The 20,800-nt window shown below is 35.0% G+C and carries 15 protein-coding genes; 5 read left to right on the top strand and 10 right to left on the bottom strand.

The genetic code is table 11. The annotated features are described in order from the left end of the window. Positions 1-48 precede the first annotated feature (48 nt). From IAI10_RS04580 to IAI10_RS04555, 6 genes are all read right to left on the bottom strand, one after another. Entirely contained in the window at positions 49-1,764 is a 1,716-nt protein-coding gene (locus tag IAI10_RS04580) for an SGNH/GDSL hydrolase family protein (RefSeq protein ID WP_315672105.1), read from the bottom strand. 91 nt (positions 1,765-1,855) lie between these two features. After that, a complete protein-coding gene (locus tag IAI10_RS04575; RefSeq protein ID WP_315672104.1) occupies positions 1,856-3,364 on the bottom strand; it encodes a GH39 family glycosyl hydrolase in 1,509 nt (502 codons plus the stop codon). A 36-nt stretch (positions 3,365-3,400) separates the two neighbouring features. Further along, a complete protein-coding gene (locus tag IAI10_RS04570; RefSeq protein WP_315672103.1) occupies positions 3,401-4,933 on the bottom strand; it encodes a glycoside hydrolase 43 family protein in 1,533 nt (510 codons plus the stop codon). Positions 4,934-4,962: 29 nt separating this feature from the next. Continuing rightward, complete coding sequence (locus IAI10_RS04565; protein ID WP_315672102.1) at positions 4,963-6,777, bottom strand: family 43 glycosylhydrolase; 1,815 nt, start codon at positions 6,775-6,777, stop codon at positions 4,963-4,965. A 38-nt stretch (positions 6,778-6,815) separates the two neighbouring features. Further along, positions 6,816-7,613: an alpha/beta hydrolase-fold protein gene (locus IAI10_RS04560; protein ID WP_315672101.1), complete on the bottom strand. Its 798-nt coding sequence runs from the start codon at positions 7,611-7,613 to the stop codon at positions 6,816-6,818. Positions 7,614-7,994: 381 nt separating this feature from the next. Further along, on the bottom strand, positions 7,995-9,122 hold the full coding sequence (locus IAI10_RS04555; RefSeq protein ID WP_315672100.1) for a glycosyl hydrolase family 8: 1,128 nt from the start codon (positions 9,120-9,122) through the stop codon (positions 7,995-7,997). Positions 9,123-9,290: 168 nt separating this feature from the next. Here IAI10_RS04555 and IAI10_RS04550 point away from each other — a divergent pair, with 168 nt between their 5' ends. Continuing rightward, a complete protein-coding gene (locus IAI10_RS04550) occupies positions 9,291-10,094 on the top strand; it encodes an AraC family transcriptional regulator (protein WP_315672099.1) in 804 nt (267 codons plus the stop codon). 95 nt (positions 10,095-10,189) lie between these two features. On the opposite strand, the gene IAI10_RS04545 is transcribed toward IAI10_RS04550, so the two are convergent. Beyond that, complete coding sequence (locus IAI10_RS04545) at positions 10,190-11,641, bottom strand: glycoside hydrolase family 43 protein (protein ID WP_315672098.1); 1,452 nt, start codon at positions 11,639-11,641, stop codon at positions 10,190-10,192. 36 nt (positions 11,642-11,677) lie between these two features. Continuing rightward, positions 11,678-14,029, bottom strand: a complete 2,352-nt coding sequence (locus IAI10_RS04540) for an alpha/beta hydrolase-fold protein (RefSeq protein WP_315672097.1) — start codon at positions 14,027-14,029, stop codon at positions 11,678-11,680. A gap of 175 nt (positions 14,030-14,204) precedes the next feature. On the opposite strand from IAI10_RS04540, the gene IAI10_RS04535 reads away from it, so the two are divergent. From IAI10_RS04535 to IAI10_RS04520, 4 genes are all read left to right on the top strand, one after another. Then, positions 14,205-15,041, top strand: a complete 837-nt coding sequence (locus IAI10_RS04535; protein WP_315672096.1) for an AraC family transcriptional regulator — start codon at positions 14,205-14,207, stop codon at positions 15,039-15,041. Between the two features lie 199 nt (positions 15,042-15,240). After that, a complete protein-coding gene (locus IAI10_RS04530; RefSeq protein WP_315672095.1) occupies positions 15,241-16,908 on the top strand; it encodes a formate--tetrahydrofolate ligase in 1,668 nt (555 codons plus the stop codon). Positions 16,909-17,347: 439 nt separating this feature from the next. Then, positions 17,348-18,253 carry a GNAT family N-acetyltransferase gene (locus IAI10_RS04525; protein ID WP_315672094.1) on the top strand — a complete coding sequence of 302 codons (906 nt, stop codon included), beginning with the start codon at positions 17,348-17,350 and terminating at the stop codon, positions 18,251-18,253. A 133-nt stretch (positions 18,254-18,386) separates the two neighbouring features. Next, positions 18,387-19,046 (top strand): UDP-N-acetylglucosamine pyrophosphorylase, encoded by a 660-nt coding sequence (locus tag IAI10_RS04520; protein ID WP_315672093.1) that lies wholly within the window; start codon positions 18,387-18,389, stop codon positions 19,044-19,046. A gap of 67 nt (positions 19,047-19,113) precedes the next feature. Here IAI10_RS04520 and IAI10_RS04515 read toward each other — a convergent pair whose 3' ends face one another. Together IAI10_RS04515 and IAI10_RS04510 are read right to left on the bottom strand one after the other, a co-directional pair. After that, complete coding sequence (locus IAI10_RS04515; protein WP_315672092.1) at positions 19,114-19,464, bottom strand: site-specific integrase; 351 nt, start codon at positions 19,462-19,464, stop codon at positions 19,114-19,116. A gap of 535 nt (positions 19,465-19,999) precedes the next feature. After that, positions 20,000-20,473, bottom strand: coding sequence for a hypothetical protein (locus IAI10_RS04510; RefSeq protein ID WP_315672091.1), 474 nt, complete (start codon positions 20,471-20,473; stop codon positions 20,000-20,002). Between the last annotated feature and the right edge of the window lie 327 nt (positions 20,474-20,800).

The raw sequence follows: 20,800 nt of genomic DNA, 5'->3' as shown, positions 1-20,800 counted from the left end.
GATTTTTAACACTTGTTTAAAACATTCATTTAGTTGGCCAGGCTATGTTTAATTATATCCAAATCCAAGTATGGTAAAGTATTTATTCTCACTACCTTCTGCCATCTTAATTTCTACATCATGCTCACTGCTGCTTTCTTCACCATATATAATAACCGCATTGCAGTGAGTCCATCCTGCTATTGTAGGATCTGCAGTAATCACATGCTTTCCGTCAACATAAACCTCTGCTTTACCAAAATCCATTCTTCCAGAATCCTTAAATACTAAAAGAAGACTGCGGCTCTTAAGCTTCAGCTTAAAGCTGTCATTACCTGATTCAGGAGCATGCATCCAATTGTATGGGAACTGTAGGGTTCCTGAAGGATTAGCATCCATTTCTACAAATTGAAGCTCAGTATCCGTGAAGCTAAAGCTTCCCTCTTCTATTATTGCATCGCAAGCATTATCCTTCTTATCAATAAGGTGTACTCCTAAAAATGAATTTCCTATAGCAGGCGCTTTATCCAATAGGATATCCTTATCATCATAAGCACTTTCAGAAATCTGTTTAAACAAATAGCTAATGCAGTCAGCCATTATAATATGTCCTTCATTAGTTGGATGATATATATCATAAAAATATTGTCTCTTAGTTATTATGTTTCCTTCTTCTTTACTTAGCTTGAATTGTTCAACCACGGCATCGGATACGCTCACCATTGGTAAGTCATACAGCCTTCCTACTGGTGATAACCTTTCCTGCAAATTCCAATCATTAGCAAATACGCTGAATAATAGAACTACTGCAGGCTTGTTTTCAGAGGAAAGTATATTAAGAATTAAGCTTTCATAGCACACTCCCTTAGTCTCGTCTCCTTCATCATTTACCGCAAATTCAACTATAACAATATCAGGCTTTACCTTTCCATCTCTAAGAATATCCCTATCGTACCTTATCATTCCAAGCTCTGAAGGAGTTCCGCCAACTCCTGCCTTTATAAAATGGACATTATCCCCGCCATTTTTACCAAACATCTCTTTAAATTTAGCATAGGATTTATAAGCATAGCATTCTGTATGAATAGGCTTAGCTCCAGCTCCTTGAGTTATTGATCCTCCTATGTAAGCTATAGTAACCTCTTCTCCTGTTCTTGCTTTATCTATAGCCTTCTTAAGCCTTACGTTGTTACCACTATTTAAAAGAGATTTTGAAATCATAGCTTCATACTGAGGACTATAAAATTCAACTGTAGGGTCAACAGATATTTCGGGCACCTCATAGCCATCCTGCAAATATATTTTTACAGTTGCCTTTGCAGTAAGTCCTGGCTTTTCAAATTCAAAAGCCATCTTTCCTACCACATCATCATCTGAAGACCAAGTATAGTCTTCAAGCTTAAGAAGCATTTCTGAACCATCCTTGCTGCAGGGCAACTTGATGCAGGTTCCTCCTCCATATCTGTCTACCTTTCCATAGTTTTGAAGCACAAAATCTATATCACCTGTATCCTCACTAGCAACCACAGAAATACCAATGCTGTGAATTATCTTACGTGCTCCTTCCCAGTTTTTCAGTAATGTAAGAATATTTTCATCCTCCACACTGCCTACAAATTGAGCATTAAAGGAAAGTCTTCCCTCATCAAGATATATTTCTTGTGATGGTTTTGCCACTATCCTTTCAGTGGCCTCTAAAATTTTATCTATCATTATATAAAAGCCACTTCTTTTTTTCTGAGGATCCTTTGGTGCCTTGGGTCCCGACTTAACATCACTTATCATAATTTTATTCCTCCTTTTAATATCTAGTGACAAGAGCCTTTCAACCCTTACACCGACTTATTTTTAACTGCAATAATCAACTATGTTGAAATTATTCCATACCATAAAATTCCTCTGGATCATAACCAAGATAACTGTCCGTAGCATCCTTCACTGGAATAATTTCCAGCATACATAAATGATTGCATGGAATTCTCAATTCTATTTCATAAAAGCCATTTTCTTCAAATAACTTTTCATCAGTCTGCAGAGGCTTTGAAGAAGCCTGTAACAGCTTCTGCTGATTCTTGTCAAGGCTGCGTGGTTTGCCCATGTTGCTCCAGGTTTGCATTGGATTTGCATGCTTGCCGCCCACTTCCTGTTTAAGCAGCAGAGCCTGCTTACCTATTGAAGGAAGCGAAAGCAGGTATTCCTTGTCAGCCACCGCCTTATGATCTCTCATATCATGCCAGTTCCAGCCTATAATTACATACTTATCTTCATCCTTGGTTACAATTATATAATCATCTCTATAAAGCAGTTCTTTTCCAGCCTTAGAGAAAAACTCAAAAGCATAAAATGTTGGTTTCTTTATAGAATTTAAGGCAACTAAGCCAAAGCCTCCATGAAAAACTGACTTTGGAACGTCCGCTTCCTCAAATACGTCGCTAAAGGTCCAATAAGAATAGGAATCTGCATATTCTCCTGCTTCACTTAATATACGTGCTATAAAGGCTGCATTAAAGTCTGTATCATGCACAGGGCAAAGAGGAACATAGGAACTGTTGAACTCAGTTATGTGGAGTGGCATATCCGAAATTTCTGGATAATCAGACATGATCCTGCGAGTTTCCTTTAATTCTTCAATCATGAAGGTAGGTTCATTCATTACATGATATACATAGTGTCCCCGGGCAGTAGTCTCTTGAGCAGTATAGCAGTGTCGAGTAATAAAATCTAAAGGCAGCTTATTTTTTATGCAATGTTCAAAAAATGCTCTAAGCCACTTTTCAGTTTGAATACCGCATATTGCAGGCCCCCCCACCTTTATGCGAGAATCCGCCTTTTTTACAGCAGCAGCTGAATATTCATAAAGCTTAAAATATTCCTCCATAGAGCCTGCCCAGAAGCCTATATTAGGTTCATTCCATACTTCAACAGGCCAATTTACGACTTCCTCTCTGCCATATCTTTCAATTAAGTGATTTAGAGTTGCTGTTATGAGCTCTGCCCATTTTTCATAGGAAACTGGAGGTGTCACATTGCCCTTCCAATAAAATATTGTTTGCTCACCACTTTTTAGCTTTTCCGGCATAAAACCTAATTCTAAAAAAGGCCTTATACCATTTTCAAGGTAAGAATCCATGACCCTATCAAGGTAAGTAAAATTATAGAAAGTGCTTGTTTCACCATCCATTGAATACTCACGATATATTCCCATATCATCAGAAAATAGTCCATGACCTCGTATATAACGAAAATGTACCTCATTCTGAATCAATTTTAAATGATCAATATATTCCTTTTGAAGTGCTAGTCCCATTCTTCCAGTTCCTACACAAAAGGTTGCATTATTTTTAAAAGGTTCGCCTGAAGCAGGTACCTGAATTTTTTTAGACACGTTAATTCCTCCTTATTTGGCTTTATTTTAGAATTTTTACAAAGTATTATATATGAAATCAGAAAAATCGGCGATTCCTCCCATTTCCTTAGTGGAATACAAAAATAAACCGAAGCGGCATCCTACAAACTGATCCATCTTCCATACTAAATTATGAGTTATTCCAAGCTTATTCCAGGTATCACCATCTTTATAGTAAAACTCACACTCGTCCTTCAAATCTTCAAAATTTGCATATGCTTTTAAGGTAACTTTGTCTGTATTCAATGGAATTCTTTGATACTCCGCTGCCGGTTGGTCATCAATTAGATTGCCAAATATTGATTTATCTTCAGCAACTCTAGCGCACATAACAAGATAAGTTTTGTCCTCTTCTTTGGTGAGCGCTATGAAGCCATAGGAGCTTATCAATAAGCATAAACCTGCGTAATCGCCATCCTTAAGTCCACTTCCATCCAAGGTTACTACTGACTCGCATCTAGGCCCCATAGTTCGCTGTGTAAGCGTATTTACTGCATAATTTATGTTAGGACAAATCTTTCCCGAATGAATTCTATATGTTCCTTTTTTTTCTGTCACTGACCACAAATCAGATTCAGGTATATGATTCCATTGCCAAAAATCTTTTAACTTTATATTTCCCTTCTCATCGGATTCATAAATAAAATTGTCATTTCCAACTAGGGGCTTATATTTATAAGCTGGTCTTGTACTAGAAATTTCAATGTGCTTAGGTGCTTTTTTATCAAACACAGGGAAATCCTTCTCCCAGCACATTGGCACAATAACCGGTATACGTCCAACTGCACCGCGATCCTGAAATAACATAGCATACCATTTGCCTTCAGGAGTATCTACAATTCCACCTTGTGCAACACCTGAATTGTGAAATTCCATGTCATCATCAAAAACATCCCCGCCAATGAATTCTCCTTGCAATGTATCTGCCACAAAACATGCTTCTGCTCTACGACCTTTAGCCTTGGGCATATGAATAAAAAAAGCATAATACTTTCCATTGATTTTATAAAGATGAGAACCTTCATAACCAAGATAATGAGGTTCCACCTCCTTCACTATGATACGATTCAGCCCACCTGGTTTAATCCCAGAAAGGTCCTCCTTTAACTCTGTAATATAAATTTCAGTATTTCCATATATAATATAAACCCTCTCATCCTCATCAAAGAGTAAAGAACAGTCATGGTAAAAGCCCTGGATTTCTTTCTTTTCCCAAGGCCCATTAATATCAGAGGCTGTGAATAAATAAGTCTTATGTGTATCATTAGCTACAAAACACACATAAAACTTTCCTTTATGATAACGAAGAGAGGCTGCCCACATTCCTTTTCCATAAATATGTTTTTCAACTTCAAGTTTCTGACTGGGTGTGTCATCTAAAGAATCATATACATAAGCTGCTGTTTCCCAATGTATAAGGTCATAGGATCTCAATATCACACAGCCTGGCATAAAATGCATGGTGGTACTTACCATGTAATATACATCCTCTACACGTATCACATCTGGATCTGGATAATCTGCATAAATAACAGGATTGTTATTCATATAAAAGCCCCCCATCACTATTTTAATTATTATTTCAAAATAACCTTCGTCTCTACTTTTGATAAGCCTTTATTTAAATCCTTATATTCTGGCAGATCTAGCACTGGATATCCATCAATATCGAAATGAACTCTGCGCAATCCACTGGATCTAGGTCCATCGACTCCAGGCCTTGCATGATAAGAATTCCAAACGGTTCCGTTATCATCTATGGCATAAGCATTATGTCCTGGACCATATTCACCAGGTATGCTTCTAGAAGTTAAAAGAGGATAATTTGTCTTTACCCAGCTTTCAGGATTTAATAAATCCGAATTCCTATCCGCTGTCAGTAATCCAACAGCATAAGTAGCATCTATTAAAGCTCCAGAAAAAGTTAAAAACAGCTTTTCATTTCTCATTAATGCAAATGGTCCTTCAACAACAAAGACATGATTATTTTCCCATCCATATTCTGGCTTGGTAAGCAATATAGGATCAGTAATAAGCTTCCAAGGTTCCTTTGGATTTACCTTTGCAATATAAATCCATGCTCCAAGATCTACAGGAAGAAATTGACGCTGTGACCATGCAACATAGTACTCCCCATTCACCTCAAAATTTGTCATATCAAGAGATATGGTTTTCCCTGCTTCACATAGATAAGTCCCATCCTTTTTAAGCACTCGCTGAGGTCTGGACCAATCTCCTGCGCACATTGGATTTCCTCCATTTTTCAGCTGCATAACATGGGATTCCTCGTAAAAAAATTCTCCTGACGTTGCACCATGAAAAATGTATAGTTCATCCTCTATGATATGAAATTCTGGTGCCCAAAGAAGCCCTCTGATCCCATCGTAAGTAGTAGAGTCTAGTATCAAGGCTTCCTCTGCATTGACAAGCTCTGGAATTGTATCTGCCTCTCTCATGTATAAGGTATGATTACCATCAGCATCATTAGTAGCAATAAAATAATATTTTTCCTTCCATTTAGCAATGCATGGATCTGCTCGATTTATTGCAACAGGAAAAACGTATTGATCTTTATGTACTGTACCTTTTACGTTATACTCTCCTGGCTTATCATCTTCTATGTCTGATAAATCCCAATCTATGGGCTTTATATCCATTGTTCCATCGCTGTAAATTGCAGTGGCTTTAACATCCTTTAATTCATTTTTGGAGCTTATACATACCTCTTCAGCAAGCTCTATTTTAATATTTTCAGGAACTGTAAGTTTACATACAAGTCTATCTACAACCTCCTTGGATACTTTTACGATATTCCTTTGAACTATTCCTTCTATTCCTGCATACACAGGTTCTATGGTGAAGGCTTCATCTATCTCTGGAGAAGATACATTTTTTAAACCTGCTATGTCCTTAATGTAATTCTTATAATAGTTTCCTTCAGCATCACACCATCTGATAACATAAATTTTATTAGCTTCATCATATTCACAAACTGCATCACTTACATAAGTATCTTTCTTAAGTTCAATAAATCCAACTTCCCTATACTGCAAAAGGTCTGCAGAAGTAAACAACAATATTTTTCCCTTGCTGCTCTCATCATTATCTCCGTCAGCTTCTATACGTACCGCAACCACGCCGAAAGTTCCATCCTCCATATAGAAGATGTATGGGTTCTTAAGGCTCTTTGCATAAAGCATTCTCTCTTCGTTTTCGGATGCTTTCGCAAATAAAACCCCCGAGTTATGATTTAAATCCTTAAAAAGTTTGCCATCCTCACTGTAGGCAAGGTGCATGCTATATGCAAGCCTTGGTGCATAAATTATATCTTCCTGAGGCATCCTTGTATAACAAAGTACTTGATATGCTTTTTTAGTTTCTGCTAATACCATTTTTCATTTCCTTTCTGAATTTAAAAAATCCATTTAGTTTATTTGAATATTCTTTTGACAAAATTATACAAACCGTTTTTCCAAACAACAAAATTATGATCCCCATCCATGGTATACCATAGATGATTTACCCCATTACTTTGCAAGGCCTGATGGTAAGTTTCTGGTACATCTCCTACCACTCCATCCTGATTTCCATTGCAGATCAATATGAGCTTTGGGATGTTTTTTCCTGCTGGAATTGTAAAGTCTTTTTCATCTAATTGTCCAGCATATCCAAGTGCTTCATATCGAAGCAAGCCAGGTGCTGGCGAAAACGCACCGATATAAGCAAAGGTTTCCAGCATTGAAACACCTATGAAAAGTGATTCTCTGCCACCCATGGACAGACCTGCAATGGCAGTATCTTCCCATCGTGTGCTTACAGAATAGTTTTTATTGATAAAGGGCATCAAATCATTTTTTAAATCGTTAATAAAATTATCAAAAGCAGCTATATTCTGCTGACTCAAAATTTGGCTTGGAACACTATCATCTGAACAAGCTCTTACATTAGGTATAACTACCACCATATTTGCAGCTTCGCCCTCGAATACAAGGTTTCCTATTACTTCAACCGGATTACCTCCAAGCCACTCAGAATGTGTTCCTCCTATGCCATGCAAAAGATAAAGTATAGGATACTTCTTTGATTTATCATAATCAGCTGGTGTTATCACATAGCATTTTCTTTTAGCGGCTGTGGTGCTAGAATCATAGGTTGCCTCTTCTAATTTTCCATATTTTATACCTAACTTTTTTTCATCAAAACCTTCTGGTGTACACCAAATACTCATAATTTTATCCTTTCTGCACCGTTGGTGCTATAATTTTATATTCTGCTTTAAATTAACATGGATTTTTATACTGGTTTAAAAACATAATTTTTTTAATAGGCTATGTTTTAAAAGAATGTTGATAAAGGCATTTTTCGTAATGGCATGGTTTCTTTCAGAACCCATGGGATGAACTCTAAGGGCTACTTTGTTATAATTGACTACCAATTTTAATGCGCCCTCCGTGGCGCTAAAATTGCTTTGCCCGTCCTGGGCAAAATTACGCCAATTATAAGTCGCAATCCCTAAGAGTTCCTAGAACTCAAACGATAATATCAACATTTTAAAACAAGGAAGTTTTAAATCAGTGTAAAAATCAACACTGATTTAAAACAGAACCTTTTAATAAATTTTAAACTCTCCAGCCAGCATAAGAAGACTAAAGAAATACAAGCAATTGTCGTAATATCTTCTATCTCCTTTTCTCAAAGGGAGCTTCCAAAAATATTTTACCCACTCCAACCTGTATTTTCCTTCTCCTGCAAGAGAGCCTGCAGCATTTGTTGCAATGATTGCAACTGGGTGCATGGCAGCTTCTTCTAAAGCCTCTCCATTTATCATATAGGCATGATACTCTCCCAAAATTGTATTTTCACTAAAATAAGCTTGAAGTTTATCAACTATATCTCCAAGAGCTTCATCCTTATTAAACCAAGCTGCATCCAGACCTATATTCATTGCAACACGATATGCGTCTGAATAAAATTCTCCATCACGAAATAATTTTTTAGGTTTACCATCAAATTCCGCATATTCAGGTGCCATACCAGTACTTTTATCACAGCATAGGTGTAAATACTGCCTGCTTGCTTCCGCGGCTTTCTCCCAAAATTCTCTGTCCTTTTCCTCTGCCATAATAGCAAAGAGTTCATAAAAATGAGGCAGATGATAAGATGGATCTGAAAATGGTGTTTCTGGTACAAATTTTATATAGTGATTGGATTGCTCCCACATAGGCTTTCCGCCTTCAACCAACTCTGATTGATGAAGACAGTGATTCAGTATATCCTTTGCCTGAGAAGTGTAATCAAAAGGCGGCTCTCCATCTCCCCATCTCCTGCCTGCAAAAAAGAGTGCCATGGCAAAATATTCTTCACCATCCGGTGCAGGACCCTCAGCATTTTTTGTACCATCAGTGCCTACTGACCAAGCAAAATATCCCTTGTATTTTCCCTGAGATTGATGCATATAGGTCTTAGAAAATAACCATAAGCGATCAAATATATCCTTTCTATCCATCTGTACAGCCATCATCATTCCATAACTCATGCCTTCAGTACGGGCATCATTATTTCCTGTATCAAGCATATATCCCTTGTCTTTGCCCATTTCAAAATATATTTTTTCTTCTGGATCAAAGAACATTGCATTAAAGGTATCTTTAATTTTTTTATCTACTTCATCTTGAGAAATACCTATCTCTTCAAATAAATTTATATATTTTCCAGAATAAAAAGCGCCTTTATCCATACTGAATTCTCCTTGTCAAAATCATCATAATTTTTTATTCTTCTCTCTTTTAATTCTATATTTATTTCAAAGAAATGACTGGCAAAAAATTAACCACATATGGACATATATTGCACCCTATGCTATATTCTTTATATTAGAGGTTATCTCAAGTAATTGGAGGCTATCATGTACCCTTTTTTTGAAACAAGCAAGTCCGGAGATAAAGACTTTTTTAGTTCAGGAGTTTTAACAAATTTTAATTATCCGCCTCATTTGCACCCATATGTGGAGATAGTTTATGTCATGGAAGAAACTATAGACATTGTTGTAAACGATATATCCAATTCTCTGAAAGCTGGTGATATAGCTGTATGCTTTCCTAATGATATACACAGCTTTAGCAGCAAGGTCTCTTCAAAAATATTATTATTTCTTTTTTCTCCACAGATTACTGGAAGCTATTTCAGCAAGCGAATGGACAAGACTTTGGAAAATCCATTTATCCAAAATGAATTAATAGATGATGGAATAAGCTCTCTTTTCCTTATGCTTAAAGAGGAATTCAACAATTGTAATAACAGATATGTTATTAAGGGACTTCTATATACGATATTGGGCAAGCTGGACAGATATTTCACTTTTAAGGAAATCAGCTATTCTTATAACAGCGTAATTCAAAATGTGCTAAGATACATAGAGCTTCATTATAACGAAAATATCTCATTAGATGGCATTGCTAAAGCTTTAGGTTTCAGTAAATTTTATCTTTCAAGAATTTTTTCTCAAAAAATTGGATATCAGTTTAATGACTATATAAATAGACTTAGGATAAACAAAGCTGAAAAATTGCTCAGCGAAACAGAGCTTTCAATAACGAATATAGCTTTGGAATGCGGCTTTGAAAGTCAAAGAAATTTTAATAGAAGTTTCAAGAAGCTTACTTCCCTTACTCCAACAGAATTTAGAATTAATTGGGCTAGCAATACCTAATTTGATAATTATTCCGCGAGTTTAATAAAGATTGCTTATAGTAAATTTTTAAAAAAGCACAAAAGGTAGAATACCAATTGTGCTTTCTTATAAAATTAACTAAATTGCCAATAGTCTATATTGAATAGGTTATTATGTTCTTCTTTTCCCTTAAAGACAAAGTAAATATCGTGGACACCAGTAACTTTTTTAATATCGATACTCATCAATGTTCGGCTTTGCTCTCCTCCTGTAGGATTTATAATAAGTTCTCCTATAAGCTCGCCCTCATATTGGTCTAGATGTATTTCTATTTTTCCACCTAGAGATGCTGCAACATTAGCTTTAAAGGCTGTAGCTCCATTTTCTCCAAAGTCTGCCTTTGAAACAGCAATCCAATCACCATCACTTATTCCTGTAACATTGAGGTTAATGCCTTCAGCTAAATTTCCTGGTGCCTCAGCTTTCTCAGTTGAAATACCGAAATTCCAAGCAAAGGTTTCAGCTCCATTTCTAAGAAAGGGATTAAGCTTTGTGATCTGAGCTACGCCTTCCATATCTGCTTTAACTTCTTTAATAAGTCCATTTTCATAATACTCTAGCTTGTTAATATGAGTAGAACGATATCCTCGCCCTTCTCCAGCTATTGCCTTGTCCAAAGTCTGAGCATGATAAGTAATATACCACTGATTCTTAAATTCAAAAATAGCATGATGATTATTTCCGCCAACTCCAAAATAATCGCTTGGATTTTTCAGTATAGTTTCCACATAGGTAAATGGCCCCATGGGATTATCGCTTACCATATATGCAATTTCACCTTTTGGCGGCGCTCCTTTTGGATGTACGCCTGAGAAATTAGTACAATAGGAGTAATAATACTTATCCTTATATTTATGAATACCTGAATCCTCAAACATATAGGGTGCATCAATTGTAACTGCACTTCCATCAATGTGTATCATATCTTCCGCTAATTTTAAGACTCTGCTTGTTTTAGGATTAGCTATTTCCTCTGGTGTGCAATTTGGATCATGAGGAATACCTCCACCACAATACAAGTAGCCTGTTCCATCATCATCCACCAACACCGCTGGATCAAAGAGCCACCAAACTCCTTCAATCCCAGGTGTATTGCTGCCAATCATAACCTCTCCAAGAGGATCTGACCAGGGTCCAGTTGGTGTATCTCCTACTAGTACTCCAATACCTGATCCATTGTTTGCAAAATAAAGAAAGAATTTATCCTTACCCTCAATATTTTTGTGCGCAACTGCAGGTGCCCAAGAGTTCTTTGCCCATTTTGCAATACCATTAGGGCCAGCAACTGGAACTTCACCATGATCTGTCCAATTAACCATATCCTCTGAGGATATTACGCTTATTTTATTTATTATGCCGTAATCAACTTGAGTAACCTTGCCATGCTCATCATAAACTAAGGTATCGTTTGTCATATAAACATATACTCTTCCATCAAAAACTATAGCATAAGGATCCGCTCCATACTTATGACTAATAAGAGGATTAGAGTATCCAGGAATTTTGGCAAATGCATTTTTCATCATATCTTTAGCCTCCAAATTTTTTTATATCTCATATTACTAATTAAATAATTTTGTTATAAAATCCTTTATGCAATGCCGCCAGAAGGTCCAGTCATGGTATCCATACTCTAGGAAGGTTTCAAGCTTAATGCCACAGCTTTCAACTTCTTTAATTCCATTTACACATTTTTCGTAAAAGCCATCTTTTGTACCACAGGCAACATATAACATATCAAAAGTTTTTTCATAGGTTTCTTTGCTGAGAAGTATATCAGAATAATCAAACTCCTCATTTTTTACAATTAATCCGCCGCTAAAAAGTCCTGCCCAGGCAAATAAGTCCGTATTTGCAAATACAGTTTTCTGAGTCTGCATAGATCCCATGGATAATCCTGCCATAGCCCTATTTTTTCTATCATCTAGGGTTCTATATTTTTTATCAATGAAGGGTACGCAGTTTTTAGTGATAATCTCGTCTACCGAACCCATAAGGGGATGCGAAGTGCCATCTTCTTTAAAGCAGTAACCCGTATTCATCACTATTATCATCTCTTTGCAGGAAGCTTCGGCTAAAAGGTTATCCATAATATTAGCAATTTTACCTTGCCATACCCAGCCAGTCTCATCTTCTCCGCCACCATGCTGCAAATAAAGCACAGGATACCTCTTATTTGTTTCAATTTCATATTTAGGCGGTGTATATACATAACAGCAGCGAGTTTTTCCCTTCTCTACTTTTGCTACATATTGTTCTAAAGTAACAGTACCGTGTGGAACATCTTTTAATTCATGGTATTTAAACCCTGGCTCCGGTATATCAAAAAAATTTATAGGTCTGAAGCAGCCATATCCTAAAGCTGCTGACTGGCTTATTGCCCTACTTCCATCTACTATATAATCATGATAGTGAAGGCCAGGTTCTATAGTAGATACTTCTGCTGTCCAATATTCTCCAGCTTTCTTAAGCTCTATTGGCTCCATGCCAAACACAGCTACTTCCACCTTGTGGGCATTTGGTGCAATAAAATTGAACCTTACAGTGCCTTCAACGTTTACCTCTACCCCGCTTCTTACTTCTCTGTAACGCCCTGCAGGATTGCCTTGCTCATCTACAGCAAAAATCAGCTGCCTGTTAACTGGGTCAAAATTAAGTCCATAGCTATTATAGCTTTGATTAATTTTCAGCATATTATATTTTTCATCTTCTGATTTTATATCATAAAATTCAGTATTCTTCTCTATTTTTGTGTCATCAGAGCTAATGTAACTTTCAGAGTTAATATGCTGACTAGAAGTGTCATCAAACAATAATTTAGCAAATTCTCTTAGGCTTTCCCTCCAAACATGCCATTCATGAAAGCCCTTAAAACGCATAGTAACGCAGTTTGTATCAGTTTTTTCTAACAAATTGCGAGCCTTAGACATTTCCTCCCACATGGGTTCCCCTGTTCCACAGGATAAAAAGATTAAATCAAAATCAGCACCATTTTTTCCTATATCTTCTGTTCCATGAAACATAGCACTAAATATCCCTAAGGTTCCAAAAATGTTTTTGTTGTTAAAAGCTATAGCACGTGCTTGTACTCCTCCTAAAGATAAACCAGCTATAGCACGATCGTATTTATCAGCTTTGGTGCGATATTTTTTATCAATGAAAGGTATGCAGTCCTTTGTTAATTCTGCTTCAAAATCTCCGGGATAAAACAAAGGATTTTCATGTTCTTTAAAAGCATAGCCTGTATTTATTACAACTATCATTTCCTTGCAGGCTTTCTCCGCTATCAAATTATCTATAATATAATGAAGCTTTCCTTGCCATATCCAGCCAGATTCATTTTCTCCTACACCATGCTGAATATATAGAACAGGATATGTTTTTTTATCATCTTCAAAGTATTTGGGAGGTGTATATACATAGCAGCACTTCGTTCTTCCAGTGATAGATGATTTATATAGTTCCATATGCACGGAACCATGCGGAACAGCTTTAATTAAGTAAAAATCCTCCTTGCATTTAGGAAGTTCAAAAAAGTTTACATTTCTAAAGCCTCCATATCCTACAGGTGCTAATGGGTTTATCATTAAATTTCCATCTACGTAATAATCATGATAATGAAAGCCTGAATTAATTTTTGAAACGATTGCACTAAAATATCCATTGCCTTCTGGTAATAAATCAATTTTCTCATTACCCATGGAGCCTCCCCATCCAGAAACCTGAACTTTTTTAGCATTAGGAGCAAAATAGCAAAATTCAACATCTCCGTTTTCAAAAACAGTGACGCCTTGTCTCTCTTCAACGTAACGCATTTTATCTAAGTCATGATATCGATACATTTCAACCTTCTTATTTAAAGGATGGAAAGAAAGAAGATGGCTGTTTAGTGTTTGATTATCTAATTTATTCATAATCTTGCCCTCCTTAAGACAACATTATTAATTTTTGCAATATGATTTCTTTTCGTATTTTAAAACAACCACCCATTATAATCATTGCATTCTTTGCTTAAAATATTGCAAATATTGCTTTTTTAAGTTGATGTATCTCAATGCCTCCTATAAAATATAAGTAAGAGGTGATCGAATGAACAAAGAAATTTTGCATTATTGCAGTAATAATTTTTACATGAATCATTCTATTACAGAGGATCCAAATGACATAACTACCCATATTCATGACTGCTACGAAATATTTTACTTTATCTCAGGAAATCTAACCTATTACATAGAAGGTCAGGCTTACAATCTTTTGCCTAATGATATTATAATAACCAATTCCAGAGAGCTGCACAGAATAGTTTTTAATTCAAAACACTGCTATGAGAGAAAATATATAAACTTTAAACCTGAATACATATCCGCATATCAAACACAGGATTATAATATGCTGCATTGCATGGAGAAAAGAAAATTAGGATATTTTAATAAGGTATCAGCAGAAGATGTGCTGAAAAGTGACATAAATAAGCTATGGGATAATATTGAAGAAACTTCTCTTAAACAATCTGCTGAAAGCGACATAGTGATAAAAACATTTTTTGTTCAGATGCTTGTAGCAATCAATAAAGTCTTTTCAAAGTACAAAAATGTTATTAAAGTAAACGGAGAATGTGATAAGAAAATATTAAATATATTAGATTTCATAAATAATAATCTTGAAGATAAAATAACTTTAGACTTGCTTCAAAAGAAATTCTACATAAATAAATTTTACTTAAGTCATATATTTAAATCCAGCACTGGCTTTACTTTAATGGAATATTTAACCCATAAAAGAGTGATGAAAGCTATGGATCTGCTTCTATCTGGCATTTCAACTCTGGATGCTGCTCATGCCGTTGGATTTGGAGACTATTCCTCCTTTTATAAGGCCTTTAAAAACATAACAGGTTTTTCTCCAAAACAATATTCTAAAAAGTAATAATTTATAGACAATATACTTTTTATAGGCTATAATAAATTTGGACTCGCGCTACTGACGTTTTATGTGAATTGACACAGTGTAGCGGAGTTGTCTTTAATGTCGAACGTCTGGACGGTTCTTTATTGAATCGTCTTTTTTGTTTTTAACACTTATCCCCACTAAAACTCATATAATTAGAGATGAAAGGATGTTAATAATGAAAACTGATATTCAAATTGCTCATGAAGCAGAAATGCTTTATATTAAAAAAGTCGCAGAAAAATATGATATTAAAGAAGAAGATTTAGAGCTTTATGGACACTATAAAGCAAAGCTTTCAAATTCATTTCTTAAAAAGCTTAAGGATAATAAAGACGGAAAGCTTGTACTTGTAACTGCTATCAACCCTACTCCAGCTGGCGAAGGCAAGACTACTACCAGTATTGGACTTGGGCAGGCTTTTGAAAAAATAGGCAAAAAAACTATTGTTGCTTTAAGAGAACCTTCTCTTGGACCTTGCTTTGGTATAAAAGGCGGTGCAGCTGGAGGTGGTTATTCACAGGTTGTACCTATGGAAGATATAAACCTTCATTTTACAGGTGATTTTCATGCAATAACCTCAGCTAACAACCTTTTAGCTGCTTTGCTTGACAACCATATTCAGCAGGGAAATGAACTTAATATAGATACAAAACAAATAGTGTGGAAGCGCTGCTTAGATATGAATGATCGTGTGCTTCGTAATATAATAGTTGGTCTTGGAAGCAAGGTGGATGGCGTGGTAAGAGAAGATCATTTCATCATAACTGTTGCTTCAGAGATAATGGCTATATTATGTCTTGCGGAAGACATTGATGATTTAAAGAAGAAATTAAGCCGCATTATCGTAGCTTATAATATGGATGGCGAGCCTGTAACCGCTGGTGATTTAAAGGCAGTAGGTTCAATGGCAGCACTGCTAAAAGATGCTCTTAAGCCAAATCTTGTGCAAACCTTAGAGCACACAGCTGCTATCATTCATGGAGGACCTTTCGCTAATATTGCTCACGGCTGCAACAGCGTACGTGCAACAAAGACTGCTTTAAAATTATCAGACATAGCTATAACAGAAGCTGGTTTCGGTGCTGACCTTGGTGCTGAAAAGTTTATGGACATAAAATGCCGTATTGCTGGATTAAAGCCTGATGCTATAGTATTAGTAGCAACTGTACGTGCTTTAAAATATAATGGAGGAGTTCCTAAAACAGAGCTTGAAAAAGAAAATCTTGAGGCGCTTTCAAAGGGTATCTGCAACCTTGAAAAGCACATTGAAAACCTTCAAAAATACGGTGTGCCTATAGTAGTTACCTTAAACTCCTTTAAGAGTGATACTGCAGCGGAATATGCTTTTATAAAAAACTTCTGTGAAGAAAGAGGCTGCGAATTTGCCCTCTCAGAGGTTTGGGAAAAAGGCGGAGATGGCGGAATTGAACTAGCTGAAAAAGTATTAAAGGCCCTAGAAAAACCTAATGCTTTCAAGCCAATCTACAAAGACGAAATGCCATTAAAGGATAAGATAAAAACTGTAGCTTCTGAAATATATGGGGCCAAGGCTGTTACTTATTCCCCTGCTGCTAATAAAATGCTAGATAAGCTTACTAAGCTTGGTTTTGGAAATCTTCCTGTTTGCATTGCAAAAACTCAATATTCCCTTTCTGATGATATGACTAAACTAGGAAGACCTTCAGATTTTACTATAAATGTTAGAGAAGTTTATGTAAACGCAGGTGCAGGCTTTGTGGTTGCTATTACGGGCAACATCATGACTATGCCTGGTCTTTCAAAAACTCCAGCTGCCTACAATATTGATGTGGATAGCAATGGCGAGATAACCGGACTATTCTAGCTAATGGCTTAAACTTATAAAATGGCTATGTTTTAAAAGAATGTTGATAAAGGCATTTTTCGTAAATGAACTCAAACGATAATATCAACATTTTAAAACATAGCCTCCCGAACTGAAGGAAGTTTTAAATCAGTGTAAAAATCAACACTGATTTAAAACAGAACCTATAAAATAAATGCTACTACATAATTAATTAGTTAATTATGTAGTAGCAAGCTTTTTAATTAGTATCACCAACATTTTCGGCTTATCTATACTAACTTATATAGAAATGGCTTAGTCAATTGATTTGAATGTTGTTTATATATAAACAATGTATGACCTATATTCAAGAAAAAATCATTCCAAAGTGTGGTAAATAATGATAATATTATATATAGTTACGTCAAAATTGTATATTATTGCGAAAATTATTTATATTTTGATGGGTGGGATTACTTTGATTAAAAGCAGAAATTTTATAGATGGTGATTATGAAAAAATAATGGATTTTTTAAGAGAAATATATATTCAAACAGGGAAACAACATTGTTGGCTTCCACAGCGATGGGAATATGCAGAATATAATTGCAATCCTTTGTACATACAAAGAGGATGGGATGATTGGAAGAAGTATATTCGTATTTGGGAGGAAAACTATAAAATAGTTGCAATTGCTCATAAAGAAACTAAATATGAAGTATTTCTACAAATTAGACCTGATTATGAATTTTTAGCTGATGAAATGCTTAATTTTATTGAAAACACTGTGCCACTTGAGAAGCATGGCATTCAATGTGAATTAAATCTATTTGTAAATGACACCAAACGTTGGATGGAAGATATTCTTACACAAAGAGGATATATAAAGAATGATGAATGTAGTTACTATAATGTTCAAGATTTAAATAAGGAATATGTTCCAATACTTCCAGATGGTTTTCAATTTGTAGATGGAAACGATATAAAAGACCCAAACGCAAGACTTCTATGCTGTCACTTGGGATTTCACCCTGATGACGAACCAGATAGACTACCAGTTAAAGATTTTCTTATGGAATGTGCACCCACATTTAGAACTGAATTGCAATTAATGACACAGGATAAAAATGGTAATTTATGTTCGTATTGTGTGATTTGGTACGATGAAAAATTAAATATAGGGCTGTTTGAACCTGTATGTACACGAAAGGATTATAGAATGCTTGGAATTGGAAAAGCAATGCTATTTGAGGGATTAAGGCGATTGAAAGAACTTGGTGCTGAAAAAGCTTATGTTGGATGTAGTGATAGTTTACGTGGATTCTATAATAGTGCTGGTTTTAGTACCTATGATAGTGACTACACTTGGAAAAGGAAATTTTAGAACTTCCATAAGTGTTAAAAGAATAATATAGACTGTAATTAATGAACATTATTCTTATTTGACGCATATATCTTAAAAACACGATATATTTAAACTTGTGAGATATGACGAAATAAATTAGAGGAGGATTATAATGAAAATTTCTGTAAACGAACTATTAAACATTGAAGAATTAGATGCAAGAGCCATATTTGAAGGGGTTAAGTACCCTTGGGAAGTTCTTACAAAAATTAAGAATTTCATTTTTGAATACGCAAAAAATCTGCCAAGCGATTTTGAAAGAATAGAGGAATTTGTATGGGTTGGAAAAGGCACTACTATCGAAAAAAGTGTTCTTATAAACGGTCCAGCGATTATCGGCTACAATTGCGAAATCAGGCATTCTGCTTACATTAGAGACAATGTTATCATTGGTAATGATGTTGTAATTGGGAACTCAACTGAAATTAAAAATTCAATCCTCTTTAATAAAGTGCAGGTTCCCCATTACAATTATGTTGGTGATTCAATATTAGGGTATAAATCCCATTTGGGGGCAGGTGCAATAACCTCTAATTTAAAGTCCGATGGAACATTAGTAAAAGTAAAATATGGAACAGATATTATTGAAACTGGTTTAAGGAAATATGGTGCAATTGTAGGCGATTTATCGGAAGTAGGATGTAATTCAGTTTTAAACCCAGGGACAATAATAGGAAAAGATAGTATTGTTTATCCATTAAGTTCTGTAAGAGGTTATATTCCAGAGAATAGTATTTTGAAAAATAATGGTGAAATTGTAGAGAGAAAATAAAGTCAACGAACCAGAATATCTTATTATTTCAGAAGTGAATTTTGCTGTGTTTTAATTCGTATTTTTATTATTTTGCGTAACAACAACAACCATACCCTATGTTTATTGTTTGTGCAGTTCTTGTTGATGTTGTTAAGGCTATGGGAGAAACTTTTAGACTACCATAAGGATTTTGAAGCCATCTCATAAATGAAGCCATTTCATCCAATCCAATATCTCTATAATCTAAGCTCTCTTGGTCTAAAAATTGAAAGAAGAGTTTTAAGTGATAGCAATAAGCTCTCAAAGTATTTCTTGCTGCACCTGAATTATCTTTATATCTAATGTACTTTAATACTACTTCTACCGGTTCCCCCTTATCGTCAACCAGCATATATCTTTCTTTTCCTTCTCCTGTAATTAATGCTTCAACTCTCATTTCTATTCACTCTCTCATTCACCATTAATCTTCTATACGTAGTGTTCTACTATTACTATTTTTTATACATATAGTTTTTTGTTAAACAAAGTATAAAAAATAGAGATAGAAGCTTCATAGTGTACTATGAGTTCTATCTCATTTTCTAGTATAGTTAATTCGACAAAACGCACACTAAGCCATTTTATGGATTATACTATTTAATGGCATTAATATAATAGTTCCAACGTCTTGGGTGGTTTTGTCTGTTACTTTGTATTCATGATTATTAAAGGTTAGTATTAGCTCATTAGACCATTCAGGACTATCTTTAAAAGTAACCTAGTTTTTATATTTAGTATATCCTAAAAGTGTAATAGTGAGAAAGAAAATTGAAAGTATAATAATCAATATTTTTTTACGGTTATTAATATTCTGTATAATTTTCACACCACCTTGTATAATCTATCAAAGCTTCATACCGAATTACCTGTTGCTAAAGTGCCAGTAATATGTCTGGTAAGTGGCAATTGCCTTTTTATTATTTACATATCCTTTATTTTCTAAAATTTCTTTTAGAAAACATGAAAATACCTATAGAAATAAATAGTATTAATAATGAATAAATAATAATTTGAGGTAATTGAGTTACCCAATATTTATAGTTATATACTTGGTAATAAACATTATCTGATATCTTTACTGCTATCGATTTATTTGAGTCAAGCCCCTTAATTTTATATGCTGGTAAATTAGGCCATAGATCTTTATTACTTGTTAAACCTATTTGCAAATCTATATCTTTTGCTGAAACAGAGCTAGAGTATTTAGTATATGTTTTATTATTAAAAGAATAGTGCATAGGAATAAGCTGGTGTGAATGCGGCTTAGCATTTGGAGGAATATGTGCTACAGTGGACCTCTCTGTCGGTATTATGCTCTTCTGAATGGTATGCGATAGCAAAATAGTACATACAAGTAATGAAATAAACATAAAGATAAAAATAAACTTAATATTCTTATTTTTCATTTAAGCATACTCCCTTTAATATAAATGTAACTTAGATAAAGGAAACTGTGAATATAAAATTTAGGCTATGTTTTAAAAGAATGTTGATAAAGGCGTTTTTCGTAAAGAAACTCTAAGGGCCGCTTTGTTATAATTGGCTACCCATTCAAATTCGCCATCCATGGCGCTTGAATGGCTTTGCTCGTCCGTGAGCAAAATTACGCCAATTATAAGTCGCAATCCCTAACAGTTCCTAGAACTCAAACGATAATATCAACATTTTAAATCATAGCCTTCCCAACGGAATGAAGTTTTAAATAAGTGTAAAAATCAACACTTATTTAAAAC

Source organism: Clostridium sp. 19966 (assembly GCF_032335695.1).
In the GTDB taxonomy this organism is placed as follows: domain Bacteria; phylum Bacillota; class Clostridia; order Clostridiales; family Clostridiaceae; genus JACTOJ01.
The sequence above is the reverse complement of the archived record's forward strand: the minus strand, read 5'-3'. Positions and strand labels throughout refer to the sequence as shown.